The 13,658-nt window shown below is 70.6% G+C and carries 12 protein-coding genes; 9 read left to right on the forward strand and 3 right to left on the reverse strand.

Annotation, left to right across the window (positions count from 1 at the left end; translation table 11 throughout):
• The first annotated feature begins 3 nt into the window (after positions 1-3).
• From OG588_RS16910 to OG588_RS16930, 5 genes are all read left to right on the forward strand, one after another.
• Positions 4-876, forward strand: coding sequence for an ABC transporter permease (locus OG588_RS16910; protein ID WP_405948018.1), 873 nt, complete (start codon positions 4-6; stop codon positions 874-876).
• Positions 852-1,595 carry an ABC transporter ATP-binding protein gene (locus OG588_RS16915; RefSeq protein ID WP_405948019.1) on the forward strand — a complete coding sequence of 248 codons (744 nt, stop codon included), beginning with the start codon at positions 852-854 and terminating at the stop codon, positions 1,593-1,595. Before OG588_RS16910 ends, OG588_RS16915 begins: the two co-directional genes overlap by 25 nt.
• A gap of 279 nt (positions 1,596-1,874) precedes the next feature.
• Positions 1,875-3,230, forward strand: coding sequence for an LLM class flavin-dependent oxidoreductase (locus OG588_RS16920; RefSeq protein WP_405948020.1), 1,356 nt, complete (start codon positions 1,875-1,877; stop codon positions 3,228-3,230).
• Between the two features lie 12 nt (positions 3,231-3,242).
• Positions 3,243-4,133, forward strand: coding sequence for a TauD/TfdA dioxygenase family protein (locus tag OG588_RS16925; protein WP_393041879.1), 891 nt, complete (start codon positions 3,243-3,245; stop codon positions 4,131-4,133).
• 98 nt (positions 4,134-4,231) lie between these two features.
• Complete coding sequence (locus tag OG588_RS16930) at positions 4,232-4,867, forward strand: superoxide dismutase (protein WP_405948021.1); 636 nt, start codon at positions 4,232-4,234, stop codon at positions 4,865-4,867.
• Positions 4,868-4,966: 99 nt separating this feature from the next.
• Here the strand turns inward: OG588_RS16930 and OG588_RS16935 are convergent, their stop codons facing one another.
• Positions 4,967-5,587, reverse strand: a complete 621-nt coding sequence (locus tag OG588_RS16935; protein WP_405948022.1) for a histidine phosphatase family protein — start codon at positions 5,585-5,587, stop codon at positions 4,967-4,969.
• Positions 5,584-7,026 (reverse strand): FGGY-family carbohydrate kinase, encoded by a 1,443-nt coding sequence (locus OG588_RS16940; RefSeq protein WP_405948023.1) that lies wholly within the window; start codon positions 7,024-7,026, stop codon positions 5,584-5,586. The genes OG588_RS16935 and OG588_RS16940 overlap by 4 nt, the downstream gene beginning before the upstream one ends.
• 70 nt (positions 7,027-7,096) lie before the next feature.
• Here OG588_RS16940 and OG588_RS16945 point away from each other — a divergent pair, with 70 nt between their 5' ends.
• The 3 genes from OG588_RS16945 to OG588_RS16955 all read left to right on the forward strand — a co-directional run bounded on the left by OG588_RS16945 (position 7,097) and on the right by OG588_RS16955 (position 10,169).
• Complete coding sequence (locus tag OG588_RS16945) at positions 7,097-8,140, forward strand: 2-hydroxyacid dehydrogenase (protein WP_405948024.1); 1,044 nt, start codon at positions 7,097-7,099, stop codon at positions 8,138-8,140.
• 305 nt (positions 8,141-8,445) lie between these two features.
• On the forward strand, positions 8,446-9,867 hold the full coding sequence (locus OG588_RS16950) for an FGGY family carbohydrate kinase (RefSeq protein WP_405948025.1): 1,422 nt from the start codon (positions 8,446-8,448) through the stop codon (positions 9,865-9,867).
• Between the two features lie 68 nt (positions 9,868-9,935).
• Positions 9,936-10,169 (forward strand): hypothetical protein, encoded by a 234-nt coding sequence (locus tag OG588_RS16955; protein ID WP_398846569.1) that lies wholly within the window; start codon positions 9,936-9,938, stop codon positions 10,167-10,169.
• A 12-nt stretch (positions 10,170-10,181) separates the two neighbouring features.
• Here the strand turns inward: OG588_RS16955 and OG588_RS16960 are convergent, their stop codons facing one another.
• Complete coding sequence (locus OG588_RS16960; protein ID WP_366091526.1) at positions 10,182-10,835, reverse strand: disulfide bond formation protein DsbA; 654 nt, start codon at positions 10,833-10,835, stop codon at positions 10,182-10,184.
• 188 nt (positions 10,836-11,023) lie between these two features.
• Here OG588_RS16960 and pepN point away from each other — a divergent pair, with 188 nt between their 5' ends.
• The gene (gene pepN / locus OG588_RS16965; RefSeq protein ID WP_405948026.1) at positions 11,024-13,621 is read left to right on the forward strand and encodes an aminopeptidase N; all 2,598 of its coding nucleotides are present in this window, start codon (positions 11,024-11,026) and stop codon (positions 13,619-13,621) included.
• Positions 13,622-13,658: the final 37 nt, after the last annotated feature.

The raw sequence follows: 13,658 nt of genomic DNA on the forward strand, positions 1-13,658 counted from the left end.
GCCATGACGACTTCCACGTCGCAGACGACCGGGGCTACCACTACAACCTCCTTGCCGGTGACCGCCGTTGAGACCCCACCCCGCGTGCCGCGTCGGCGGCGGCGCGGGCTCGCCCCCGGCAAGCGGCTGCCCGCCTCCCGGGTCGTCGGGCCCGCGCTCTTCCTCGCCCTGTGGGCCGTCGCCTCCGCCGCCGGGCAGTTGGACCCGGCCGCGATCCCGGCGCCCTGGACGGTGTTGCGGACCGCCGGGCGACTGTGGACGTCCGGCACGCTCCCCACGGACATGCTGACCTCGCTGGAACGCGCCGCCTACGGCTTCGCGCTCGGCCTCACCGCCGGTGTCGTCCTCGCGCTGGCCGCCGGGCTGAGCCGGATCGGCGAGGCGCTGATCGACGGGACGGTGCAGCTCAACCGGGCGATCCCCACCCTCGGCCTCATCCCGCTGTTCATCCTCTGGCTGGGCATCGGCGAGACCTTCAAGATCGCCATCATCGCGATCGTCGTCTACATCCCGATCTACCTCAACCTGCACGCCGCGCTGTCCGGCATCGACCACCGCTATGTCGAACTGGCCGAGGTCCAGGGCCTGTCGAGGCTCCAGTTCGTCCGCCAGATCGTCATGCCCGGCGCGCTGCCCGGCTTCTTCGTGGGCCTGCGGCTCGGGGTGACCGGTTCCTGGGTGAGCCTGGTGGTCCTGGAGCAGATCAACGCCACCAGCGGCCTCGGTTACATGATGTTCCAGGCCCAGAACTACGGCCAGTCGGACGTCATCCTCGTCGGCCTGCTGATCTACGGCATGTTCGGCCTGGTCTCCGACAGCGCGGTCCGTCTCGTCGAACGGAGGGTGCTGTCATGGCGCCGCACACTCAGCAGCTGACCACCGCGCCCGCCGCCCCTGCGGTCCCTGCGGTTCCCGCGGTCCAACTCCGGGGGCTTACCCGGTCGTTCGACGGGCGCACGGTCCTCGATCACGTCGATCTGGATCTGCCTGCGGGGCAGTTCACCGCCCTGCTGGGGCACAGCGGGTCCGGCAAGAGCACGTTGCTGCGGGCCATCGCCGGGCTCGATCACGAGGTCGCCGGGAGTGGTCAACTCACCGCGCCTGAGCGGGTGTCGGTGGTGTTCCAGGACTCCCGGTTGCTGCCGTGGCGGCGGGTTCTCGACAACGTACTGCTCGGGACGGAGGGCAAGGAAGCCGCCGTGAAGGGCCGCGAGGCCCTTGCCGAAGTGGGGCTCGCCGGGCGTGAGCGGGCCTGGCCCAACGAGTTGTCCGGGGGTGAGGCGCAGCGGGCTGCTCTTGCCCGGTCGCTCGTCCGTGAGCCTGAACTCCTGCTGGCGGATGAGCCGTTCGGGGCGCTGGACGCGCTGACCCGGATCCGGATGCACGTGTTGCTCCGCGAGTTGTGGGAGCGGCATCGGCCCTCGGTGTTGCTGGTCACGCATGACGTGGATGAGGCGATCGTGCTTGCGGATCGGGTGCTTGTGCTGGAGGAGGGGCGGATCGGGCTGGACCTGGTGATCGACCCCGAGGTGCCGCGGGCGGAGTACCGGGAGCGGTTGTTGGCGGCGCTCGGTGTGACGTCGGATTCCCGGTGAGCGTCCGCTGGTCGGTGAACGTCGGCTGCTCGTGCCGTCTTCCGGGGGCTGCGCCCCCAGACCCCCATCAGCCCTGAAGGGGCCGCGTCCTCAAACTCCCCCCAGAGGGGGGACCCCCAACGGGCTGAGTAATGCGGGCCTGCGCCGAGAAGTCCCCCGGCGAGCCGACTAATGCAGCCCGCGTTGAAAGGTCGCCCAACGGGCAGATGTGCGGCCCGCGTCGAGAGTCGCCCGACGAGCTGATTCACGCACCCGGAACTCCCACTCAAAGGACCTCCCATGCCCCGCCAACTCCACCTCAACGCCTTCCTCATGAACACCGGTCACCACGAGGCCTCTTGGCGTCTCCCGGAGAGCAACCCCTACGCCCACGTCGAACTGGACCACTACATACGGCTCGCCCGCACAGCCGAACGCGGCACCTTCGACTCCCTCTTCCTGGCCGACGGACCGCAGTTGTGGAGCAACCTCGCCCAACGCCCCGCCGGCGCCCTGGAACCGCTCACTCTCCTCACCGCACTGGCGACGGCCACCGAACACATAGGCCTCATCGCCACGGCGTCCACGTCCTACAACTCCCCCTACAACCTGGCCCGTAAGTTCGCCTCGCTCGACATCATCAGCGGCGGCAGGGCGGGTTGGAACATCGTCACCACCGCCGGTGCCGAGGCCGCCCGGAACTTCGGGCTGGAGCACGAGCCCGCGCACGCCGAACGGTACGCGCGGGCCGCCGAGTTCCTCGATGTGGCGCTGAAGCTCTGGGACAGCTGGGAGGACGACGCGATCGTCGCCGACAAGGCGGCCGGAGTGTGGGGCGACGACGCGAAGATCCACCCGCCGCATCACCAGGGGACGTACTTCAGTGTCGCGGGTGCTCTCAACGTCCCCCGCTCGCCCCAGGGTTACCCCCTGCTCGTGCAGGCGGGTTCGAGCGAGGACGGCAAGGCGTTCGCGGCGCGGTACGCGGAGGCGGTGTTCACCGCGCAGCAGACCCTCGCCGACGCCCAGGCCTTCTACGCGGACCTCAAGTCCCGTACGGCAGCGGCCGGTCGGGACCCGGAGCACATCAAGGTGCTGCCCGGCATCGTCCCGGTACTCGGCTCGACGGAGACCGAGGCGCGGGCCAACGAACGGCTCCTGGAGAACCACATCGTGTACACGCACGGTGTGGACCACCTGGAGCGACTGCTCCAACTACCCTCCGGATCGCTGGAGTTGGATGCTCCGCTCCCCGCCGATCTGCCTCCCGAGGACGCCATCGAGGGCGCGAAGAGCCGCTACACCCTCGTCGTCGAACTCGCCCGCCGAGACCGGCTGACCGTACGGCAGTTGATCGGCCGGCTCGGTGGCGGGCGCGGGCATCTCACCTTCGCCGGTACGCCGGAGCAGGTCGCCGACGCGATCGAGTCGTGGTTCACGCAGGGCGCCGCCGACGGCTTCAACATCATGCCCGCGGTCCTGCCGTCCGGCCTCGACGCCTTCGTGGACCACGTCGTCCCGATCCTCCGCACCCGCGGCCTGCTCCGCACGGAGTACGGCCCGCGCACCACCCTCCGGGAGCGCTACGGCCTCCCCCGCCCCGCCAACCAGTACGCCCGACCCACCACCCAGTCCACCCAACCCGCCCTCGTCTGAAAGGACTTCACCATGTCCATCGAGATCCAGAAAGTCACCGCGAACATCGGCGCCCGCGTGTCGGGCGTGGACATCAACAAGCCACTGGACGAAGACCGGACAACGGCTCTCCGTGAAGCCCTCAACGTCCACAAGGCGCTGGTCTTCGACGACGTCCACCTCGACGACGAGGGCCAGGAGGCCTTCGCCCGCCACTTCGGCGACCTCACCACCGCCCACCCCACCGTGTCCGCCGTCGACGGCGCCCCGAACGTGCTGCCCGTCGACAGCGAGCGCGGCCGGGCCAACCACTGGCACACCGACGTCACCTTCGTCCTCAACCCGCCCCAGGCCAGCACCCTGCGCAGCATCACGATCCCGCCGTACGGCGGCGAGACCCTGATCGCCAGTTCGGCGGCGGCCTACCGCGACCTCCCCGAACCGCTGCGCGCCCTCGCCGACACCCTGTGGGCGGAGCACACCAACGACTACGACTACGCCGTACCGGAGGAGGAGATCGACGACGAAAGGGCGGCCCAGCGCGCCCAGTTCACGTCGATCAAGTTCCGTACGGTCCACCCGGTCGTCCGCGTCCACCCGCTGACCGGTGAACGCGGCCTGTTCATCGGGGGGTTCGCGCAGCGGATCGTCGGCCTGTCGACCGGCGAGTCCCGCAAGATCCTGGACATCCTCCAGGCGTACGTCACCCGCCCCGAGAACGTCCTGCGCTGGCGCTGGTCCCCGAACCAGCTCGTGCTCTTCGACAACCGCATCACCCAGCACTACGCCATCGACAACTACGACGACCAGCCCCGCCGCCTCAACCGCGTCACCGTCGCCGGTGACATCCCGGTCGGCATCGAGGGCAAGGAGAGCTACTCGATCGAGGGCGACGCGTCGCACTACACCTCGGTGGCGGAGTAGCCACGCCGAGCCCCTTCGTAGCCACACCGAGCCTTTTCGCTGCTAGGTTGTAGTTGCAAGTTATGTGCAATAAGAGGTTCGAAGGGGATCGATCCGCCATGCCCGTCTACACGCTGCCCGACCTGCCCTACGACTACTCCGCGCTCGCCCCCGTGATCAGCCCCGAGATCATCGAGCTGCACCACGACAAGCACCACGCGGCCTACGTCAAGGGAGCCAACGACTCACTGGAGCAGTTGGCCGAGGCGCGGGACAAGGAGCAGTGGGGGTCGGTCAACGGCCTGGAGAAGAACCTGGCGTTCCACCTCTCCGGCCACATCCTGCACAGCATCTACTGGCACAACATGACGGGCGACGGCGGCGGCGAACCCCTCGCGGCCGATGGCGTCGGCGGCCTCGCCGACGCCATCACCGAGTCCTTCGGCTCCTTCGCCGGTTTCAAGGCCCAGCTCACCAAGGCCGCCGCGACGACACAGGGTTCGGGCTGGGGCGTCCTCGCCTACGAACCGTTGAGCGACCACCTGATCGTCGAGCAGATCTACGACCACCAGGGCAACGTCGGCCAGGGCTCGACCCCGCTCCTCGTCTTCGACGCCTGGGAGCACGCCTTCTATCTCCAGTACAGGAACCAGAAGGTCGACTTCATCGACGCCATGTGGGCCGTCGTCAACTGGCAGGACGTGGCCCGCCGTTACGAGGCGGCGAGGTCCCGCCAGACGATCATCCCCGCATAAGAAGCGTCCTGCCTCGTGATCGTCTTCTCACCTTTCACGCAGGCAGGCGGTTGAAGAGGAGGGCCCCCGCAAGGACGTGACGCGCGGGGGCCCTCCTCTTCAACTCTCCTCCCCACACGGCACGTTGAGCGACATCAGGGCAGCAACCGCCCCTTCCTGCAACCGGAGTTCACTCACCGCCGCGTTCCGCAGTCGCGGAAACACCCGCCGGTACTCGCCGAGCGGAATCGACAGCAACCGGCACAGCACCAGCCGCAGCAGGGAGTTGTGGGCGACGACCAGAACGCGTTGGTCGGGGTGCGCGGCGGCGATGCGGTGCAGGGCGGCCGTGCCACGCGTCGCGGCTGCCGTCGGGTCCTCGGCGCCGGGGAAGGCATGGGCCACCGGGTCGGCGCGGAAGGCCTCCGCCGCACCGGGGTTCTCGGCCGCGAACTCCGCGAGCGTACGGCCCTCCGCCACCCCGAAGTCGCATTCGCGCAGGGCGGGTTCGGGGTGGGGGGTGAGGTTCAGGGCGTGGGCGGCGGGGGCTGCCGTGCGGACGGCCCGGGACAGGGGTGAGGTCCAGATCGCGTCGACCGGGTGCTCGGCGGCCCAGCGGCCCAGGGCTTCCGCCTGCGCGACCCCCGTGTCCGTCAGGGCGACGTCGCTGATGCCGGCGTAGCGGTTCTCGGCGTGCCAGACGGTCTGGCCGTGGCGGGCGAGGAGGAGTGTGGTGCTCATGAGTCGATCGTGTCCTGGTTCAGGCGGTTGCGGGTGTGCGTCGCGAGCGGGGTGGGCAGCCAGCCCCGGGTCTCCAGTTCGTCCACCAGGCGAGCGTACGGCTCGGTGAAGCGGGCCGTGTGGGACGCGCGGGGTTCGAGGACCGTGCGGATGCGGACCATACGGTCGGCCACCTCCGACAGCGCCCTGCCGCCCGTCCCCGTTCCGTACGCCGCCAACACCGCCATTCCCAGGGCCGGTTCGATCTGTTCCGGTACCCGGGCCGGGCGGCCGAGGATGTCGGCGCGGAGCTGGTTCCAGTACGCGCTGCGGGCCGCGCCGCCCGTGAAGGTGAGCGGGCCGTCTATCGGGGCGCCCAGGTGGTGCAGGTAGTCGAGGCACAGGCGCTCGGTGAACGCCACGCCCTGGAGTACCGCCGCCCATCCGTCCGCCTCGGAGGCCGGAGTGCCGAGCGTGAACGCCGTGGCCTCCGGGGCGAAGAAGGGGAAGCGTTCGCCGCCGGACGAGGCGAGGGGGTAGGTGAGGACGCCGGACGGTTCGTACGCCGCCGCCTCCTTGTCCAGCTCCGCCGGGTCCGCCCCCGCCGGCAGTGCTCCCGCCCCCACGCTCGACGCCCCGCCCGGCAGCCAACTCCCGTCCGGCGCACGGTGGTTGTAGACCACCCCGGCGTCGTCCCGAACGGGCCTCGCGGACGCTCCCTTGAGGACGAGCGTGGTGCCGAGCACCGAGTTCCAGGCGCCGTGACGCAGGGCGCCGGACGCGATCTGCGCCGCGCAGCCGTCCGTCATCCCCGCGACGACCGGGGTACCGGCGGGGATACCGGTCGCTTCGGCGGCGGCCCGGCAGACCTCGCCCAGCCGGGTGCCGGGGCGGACCACCTCCGGCAACACCGCACCCAGGTGGGCCAGTTGGGGCGGCCAGGCCTCGTGCTCCGCGTCGTAGCCCGTCTTGAGGGCGTGACTGGAGTCGGTCGGGACCGTCCCGCCCGTCAACTTCGCGGTGATCACATCGGGTTGGTGAGTCACTCGTCCGGGGCCATGTGCGTCCAACAGCCACAACGCCTTCGGCAGTGCCCAGCTCGTCTGCATCCCGACCCGCGCCGCCTCCGCCATCGCGCGCCCGTCGTCGTACATCAACCCCCGTGTGAGCGGGCGCCCTTGGGCGTCCGTCAGCAGGACGGTCCCGGAGGTGCCGCACACCGCGAGGCCCGCGATCGACCCTCGCCCCCTCGGCAAGGACATCGCCGAGCGGGACGCCGTGCACACCGCCTCCCACCACTCCCCCGGGTCCTGTTCGTGCCGTACGCCGTCCCGGTGGTTGGTCAGCGGGGCGGTGCCCGCGCCGAGGACCGTGCCGTCGGCCGTGACCAGCAGCGCGCGGACGCTCTGCGTGCCCAGGTCGATCCCCAGCCACGCCTCGGGTTCACCCTCGAACATCATCCGGACCTCCCACGGGGTTACGCATTCGGCATTCCCCGTTCATCGTGGCGGAGAGGGAGGGAGCCCCACGATGACCGAGACCCTGCGTGTCGTCGCCGCCGGTGACCATTTCGTCCTGCCGTCGCTGATCACGTCCGCGATCGCCGAGGAACTGCGCGAACACCCCTTCAGCAGCACCGAGTTGAAGCTCGGCTGGCCATTGGAACCCTTCGGGTCCGTCGCCGAGGTGGAGGAGGCGAGTGATGCCGAGGACGAGTTGATCGAGGCCCTGCGGAGCAACGGTGGCGGTCAGGTGCTGGTCACCCAGATGGGCCCGGTGACGGAGCGCGTGCTGGATGCCTGCCCGGATCTCCGGCTGGTCGTCGTGTGCCGGGGCGGCCCCGTCAACGTCAACCTGGACGCGGCGAAGACCCACGACGTACGGGTGTGCTTCGCGCCCGGCCGCAACGCCGCCGCGACCGCCGAGTTCACCGTAGGGATGATGCTGGCCGCGCTCCGCCGTATCCCGCAGGCGCATGAACTCCTTGCCGGGCAGGGCAGTTGGGAGTCCGGTGCCGCCTACTACACGTACGAGCACAGCGGATTGGAACTGGAGGACTTGCCGGTCGGGCTGGTCGGGTACGGGGCGGTCGGCAGCCGGGTGGCGCGGGCGCTCTGCGCGTTCGGGGCGCGCGTGATGGTGTACGACCCGTATGTGCACGGTGAGATCCACGGGCTGCGGGTCGGGGCGCTGGACGAACTCCTCCGGCGTTCCCAAGTCATCACGCTGCACGCCCGGTTGACCCCCGAGACACGTGGGCTGATCGGCGCCCGCGAGCTGGCGCTGCTGCGGCCCGGTGCGGTGGTGGTGAATGTGGCGCGGGGTCCGTTGCTGGACGAGGAGGCGTTGTGCGACGCGTTGGAGAGCGGGCAGGTGTCCGCTGCCGCGCTGGATACCTACGCGCGCGAGCCGTTGCCCGCCGGGGCACGGCTGTTGGGCTTCGCCGACCGGGTCACCCTCACTCCCCATCTCGGGGGTGCATCCCGGGCCGTGGCCGAGAAGGCGGCACGGATAGCGGCGGCGGAGGTGGGCCGTTGGGCCCGAGGAGAGCGTCTGTCCCACCAACTCGGTTGAGAGCCCACCAAGTTGGACTGTCCCCACGTGGACGGCCGAGAGGGAGCCGTAGGGGCGCGCCGGTGTCGAGAGTGCGAGCGCGCGGAGGCGCGAAGCGTCGAGCACGGTCGTGCTCTCGACACCGGCTTCCAGCGCCCCGTAGGCGACCGAACCAAAAGATGGTGTGGCGCGTGGGCGCCTGATCAACACGGGCCCACCCACGCGGCACCGTCCCCACACCGGCCCACCTGCGCGGCACCATCTCCACACCGGCCCACCTCCACCCCGCATCACCCACCCCCACCCCGACCCCCAGGAGGCCCCCCATGTACGTCGGAATCGATGTCGGCACATCCACGGTGAAGGCCGCCGCCTTCGACGCCTCCGGGCATGAACTCGCCGTAGCCGCAAGGCCCGTGGAGCTGTCGATGCACGGCGGATTCGTCGAGCAGGACATGGACGAGGTCTACGCCGCGGTCGTCGCCGTGCTGGAGGAACTGACCGCGGAAGTGGACGGACCGTTCGAGCTCGCCGGGCTGACCGGGCAGGGTGACGGGGTGTGGCTGGTGGACGCGGAGGGGCGGCCGGTGCGGGCGGCGGCGTCCTGGATGGACGGGCGGGCGCATGAACTGCTCGACCGGTGGCTGGCGGACGGGACCTTCGAGACGGTGTTCCGGCGGACGGGGAGCGCGATGTTCCCGGGGTGTCCGGGGCCGTTGCTGGCCTGGCTCGCGGCGCACGAGCCCAAGTCACTGGACGCGGCGGCGACCGCCCTGTACTGCAAGGACATGGTGTTCCAGCGGCTGACGGGGGCGCGGGCGACCACCGATGTCTCGGACGCGTCGATGCCGTTCCTGGACCCCCGGACACGGTCGTACGACAACGGTGTCGTCGAGCTGCTCGGGCTGACCCGGCGGCGGGGGCTGCTGGCGCCGGTCGCCGACCCGGTCGCGACGGCCGAGACGCGCGGCGAGGGGCTGCCGGCGGGGACCCGGATCGCGAACGGGCCGTACGACCTGCCCGCCTGCGCGCTCGGCGCGGGGGTGACCGAACCGGGGGACGGGCTGCTGATCGTCGGGACCTGTCTCGCGAGTCTCGTCGCGACCACGGAGCTGGACCTGAGCGGTGAGCCGGCCGGGCTGTACATCTCTCTCGACCGGCCGGGGCACTGGTTGCGGGCCATGCCGGCGATGGTCGGTACGGCGGCGCTGGACTGGGTGCTGTCGACGACGGGCGTCCGGCACGAGGAGGTGGACGGGCTGCTCGCGGCGACCCCGCCGGGCGCGAACGGGGTGCGGGTGCTGCCGTACTTCGCGCCGTCCGGTGAGCGCGCGCCCTTCGTCGAGCCCCGGCTCCGCGCCGAGCTCACCGGTGTCTCCCTGGAGTCGACGCCGGCCGATCTGATCCGGGCGACCTGCGAGGGGATCGGTTACGCGGCCCGGCACTGTCTGGAGGCGGCGGGGCTGACGGGTTCGCTGGCCGTGTGCGGCGGGGGTACGCGCAGCCCGGCCTGGATGCGGTTGCTCGCGGATGTGCTGGGGCGGCCGTTGCGGGTGGTCGAGGGGGAGGTGGGTGCGCGGGGTGCGGTGCTCGCGGCGGCGGAGCGGTACGGGGTTGCGTTGGACGCGGGGGCCTGGACGCGGCCGACCCAGATCGTCGAGCCGGATGCGGGACGGGCCGCGTTCTACGCCAAGGGGTTCGAGGACCATCTGGCGCGGCTGGCGGCCGCGCGCCACCGGAGCCGGTGATTTCGGGGGCGGGCGCCCGCGATTCGCGGTGTACTACCGGCCTGGCCGTGCGTGGCGAGGAGGAGTTCATGACGGTGCTTCGACGGTGGTGCCCGAACTGTCTCGGGTGGCAGGACTTCCAGATGATGGCCGCCGCCGAGAAGGCCGCCGTCCGTGAGGAGAAGGGGCCCCGGCACTACGTGGGCGATCTGTGGCGCTGCGCCGTCAAGGGCTGTGTGCGGTACCAGCCGGCGTACAACGCGCGGGGCGGCGGCGATCTCCCCGAGAAGTTCCGTGAGGAGAAGGCCGCCGCCCCGGAGTGAGCGCCGCCGTGCTTACACCAGGTTGCTGAAGTCCGGGCCCTTCGTGCGCGAGCGCTTGATCTCGTAGAAACCGGGGACCGAGGCGACCGCGACCGTGCCGTCCCAGAGGCGGGCGGCCTCCTCGCCCTTGGGGGCGGGGGTGACGACCGGGCCGAAGAAGGCGATCTGCTCGCCGTCGGGGCCGGGGACCGCGATGACGGGGGTGCCGACGTCCTGGCCGACCTTGTCGATGCCCTCCTTGTGGGAGGCGCGCAGCTCGGCGTCGAACTCGAAGTCCTCCTGGTCGGCGTAGTCGATCAGGTCGGCGGGCAGGCCGACGTCGGCGAGCGCGCCGGCGACGGCCTCGATCGTCGGGCCCTCGCCGTTGTTGTGGATACGGGTGCCGAGCGCGGTGTAGAGCGGGCCCAGGATGTCCGAGCCGTGCTTCTGCCAGGCGGCGGTGACCACGCGGATCGGCTTCCACGCCTTGGTGGCGAGCAGCTCGCGGTACTCCTCGGGCAGCTCGTCCAGCCGGGGCTCGTTGAGCACCGCGAGGCTCATGATGTGCCAGCGGACCTCGATGTCCCGGACCTTCTCCACTTCCAGCACCCACCGGGAGGTCATCCAGGCCCAGGGGCACAGGGGGTCGAACCAGAAGTCCACGGGGGTCTTGGCGGTCTCAGACATGACGCTCCTCGGAATACGGCCGTTTCCCCACGGCAACACCGCCCCGCCTCACCTCATTCCCGGGTGCCCGGCGTCAGGGGCACATGGCAGGATCGGCCCTGACCGCATAGCGAACACCGCATAGCGAACACAGCTGATCAAACACAGTTGATCGAACACCATCCGACTTCATCCGAGGGAGCTGCTCCGTGCCCGGTGAGAATCTGACCCGCGACGAGGCCCGCGAGCGGGCCGCCCTGCTGTCCGTCGACGGGTACGACGTGTCCCTCGACCTGCGTTCGGCGGTCGGCGACGACGCCGGGGAGGGGCCGCGGACGTTCCGGTCGGTGACCACGATCCGGTTCCGGTGTGCGGAGCCGGGCGCGGCGAGCTTCGCGGACCTGATCGCACCGGCCGTGACCGCCCTGTCGCTCAACGGCAAGGACCTCGACCCGGGCGCGGTCTTCGACGGCACGCGCATCCAGCTGGAGGATCTGGCCGCCGAGAACGAGCTGATCGTCGACGCGCGGTGCGCGTACTCCCGTACCGGCGAGGGCATGCACCGCTTCGTCGACCCCGAGGACGGCGAGATCTACCTCTACACCCAGTACGAGCCGGCCGACGCGCGCCGGGTCTTCGCCAACTTCGAGCAGCCGGACCTCAAGGCGCCGTTCCGCGCCGAGGTGCGGGCGCCCGAGGGCTGGACAGTGTGGAGCAACGGCGCCGGTGAACTGACCGACGGCGTATGGAAGTTCGCGGAGACGAAGCCGATCTCGACGTACATCACGGCGTTCGCGGCGGGCCCGTACCACTACGTCACGGACTCCTACTCCCGCACCTTCGAGGACGGTACGACGCTGGAGATCCCGCTCGGCGCGATGTGCCGCAAGGGGCTGGCGCCGTACTTCGACTCCGACGACGTGTTCCTGGTGACGAAGCAGGGGCTGGACTTCTTCCACGACCACTTCGACTACCCGTACCCGTTCGGGAAGTACGACCAGGCGTTCGTGCCGGAGTACAACCTCGGCGCGATGGAGAACCCGGGGCTTGTCACCTTCCGCGAGGAGTACATCTTCCGGGGGAAGGTGACGCAGGCCTCGTACGCGGGGCGGGCGAACACGATCCTGCACGAGATGGCGCACATGTGGTTCGGCGACCTCGTCACCATGGAGTGGTGGGACGACCTGTGGCTGAAGGAGTCGTTCGCCGACTTCATGGGGGTGTTCGCGAGCGTCGGCGCGACCCGCTTCTCCGACGCCTGGATCAGCTTCGCCAACCGCCGCAAGGCGTGGGCGTACCGCGCGGACCAGCTCCCCTCCACGCACCCGATCACCGCCGACATCCGCGACCTCCAGGACGCGAAGCTCAACTTCGACGGCATCACGTACGCCAAGGGGGCTTCCGTACTGAAGCAGTTGGTGGCGTACGTCGGCCAGGACGCGTTCCTGGAGGGCGCGCGGCGCTACTTCAAGCGGAACGCGTACGGCAACACGCGCCTCGGTGACCTGCTCTCGGTGCTGGAGGAGACGAGCGGGCGGGACATGGCGTCCTGGTCGCGGTCGTGGCTGCAGACGGCCGGGGTCAACTCCCTCACCCCGCAAGTGGTGTTGGACGTGGAGGGCGGCCGTATCGCGGAGCTGACGGTGCTTCAGGAGGCGGCCGAGTCGCATCCCGAGCTGCGCCCGCACCGGGTGGTCGTCGGCCTCTACCGGACGGAGGGCGGCCGTCTCGTGCGGTACGAGCGGGCCGAGGTGGACGTCGACGGTCCGCGCACGGTCGTGATCGAACTGGCCGGTGCGGACGCGCCGGAGCTGGTGCTGGTCAACGACGAGGACCTCACGTACGCCAAGACCCGCTTCGACGCTGTGTCGTTGGCGACCCTGCGGGAGCGACTCGGCTCGCTCACCGACCCGATGGCGCGGGCCCTGTGCTGGTCGGCGCTGTGGAACATGACGCGGGACGCGTTGCTGCTCGCGCCCAACTTCATCGACCTGGTGGCGCAGTTCGGGCGCCGGGAGACCGACATCGGCGTCCTCCAGGTGCTGCACGCCTGGGCCAACTCCGCGCTGGTCAACTACTCGCCGCCGTGGTGGCGCGAGACCGGCGCGAAGATCCTGGCGCACATCGCGCTGCGGGATCTGCGGGACGCGGAGCCGGGCAGCGAGCAGCAGCTGGCGTGGGCGCGGTTCTTCGCGTCGGTGGCGTCGGCGCCGGAGGAACTGGCCCTGCTGCACGCCCTGTTGGACGGTACGGAGAAGATCGAGGGCCTTGCTGTCGACCAGGAGCTGCGCTGGGCGTTCCTGGAGCCGCTGACCGCGCACGGCGCCGCCGACGAGACCGTCGTAGCCGCGGAACTGGCCCGGGACGACACCGCGTCCGGCAAGCGTCACCAGGTGCGCTGTCTCGCCGCCCGGCCCTCGGCGGCCGTCAAGGCGCAGGCGTGGGCGCAGGTCGTGGAGTCGGACGCGCTGTCCAACGCGTTGGTCGAGGCGACGATCGCGGGCTTCGTGCAGCCGTCGCAGCGGGAGTTGCTCGCGCCGTACACGGAGAAGTACTTCGCGGCGATCGAGCGGGTGTGGTCGGAGCGGTCGATCCAGATCGGCGTGGATGTGGTGCGGGGGCTGTTCCCGGCCTTCCCGGCCGCCGAGGACGCGCAGGCGACGCTGGACGCGACGGACGCGTGGCTGTCGGCCCACGAGGGGGCGGCACCGGCGCTGCGGAGGCTGGTGCTGGAGTCGCGGGACGATCTGGCGCGGGCGCTGCGGGCGCAGGCGGCGGACAACGAGGGGCGGGGCGCTGAGAGCTGAAGACCGAGGGGCTGAGGGCTGAGGGGCTGAGGGCTGA

The organism is Streptomyces prunicolor (genome assembly GCF_045162825.1).
In the GTDB taxonomy this organism is placed as follows: domain Bacteria; phylum Actinomycetota; class Actinomycetes; order Streptomycetales; family Streptomycetaceae; genus Streptomyces; species Streptomyces prunicolor.

Coding starts and splice junctions, on each gene's coding strand:
- OG588_RS16935 (WP_405948022.1), bottom strand. CDS start 5,587: ATGAGCACCACACTCCTCCTCGCCCGCCACGGCCAGACCGTCTGGCAC.
- OG588_RS16925 (WP_393041879.1), top strand. CDS start 3,243: ATGTCCATCGAGATCCAGAAAGTCACCGCGAACATCGGCGCCCGCGTG.
- OG588_RS16955 (WP_398846569.1), top strand. CDS start 9,936: ATGACGGTGCTTCGACGGTGGTGCCCGAACTGTCTCGGGTGGCAGGAC.
- OG588_RS16940 (WP_405948023.1), bottom strand. CDS start 7,026: ATGATGTTCGAGGGTGAACCCGAGGCGTGGCTGGGGATCGACCTGGGC.
- OG588_RS16950 (WP_405948025.1), top strand. CDS start 8,446: ATGTACGTCGGAATCGATGTCGGCACATCCACGGTGAAGGCCGCCGCC.
- OG588_RS16920 (WP_405948020.1), top strand. CDS start 1,875: ATGCCCCGCCAACTCCACCTCAACGCCTTCCTCATGAACACCGGTCAC.
- OG588_RS16960 (WP_366091526.1), bottom strand. CDS start 10,835: ATGTCTGAGACCGCCAAGACCCCCGTGGACTTCTGGTTCGACCCCCTG.
- OG588_RS16910 (WP_405948018.1), top strand. CDS start 4: ATGACGACTTCCACGTCGCAGACGACCGGGGCTACCACTACAACCTCC.
- OG588_RS16945 (WP_405948024.1), top strand. CDS start 7,097: ATGACCGAGACCCTGCGTGTCGTCGCCGCCGGTGACCATTTCGTCCTG.
- OG588_RS16930 (WP_405948021.1), top strand. CDS start 4,232: ATGCCCGTCTACACGCTGCCCGACCTGCCCTACGACTACTCCGCGCTC.
- OG588_RS16915 (WP_405948019.1), top strand. CDS start 852: ATGGCGCCGCACACTCAGCAGCTGACCACCGCGCCCGCCGCCCCTGCG.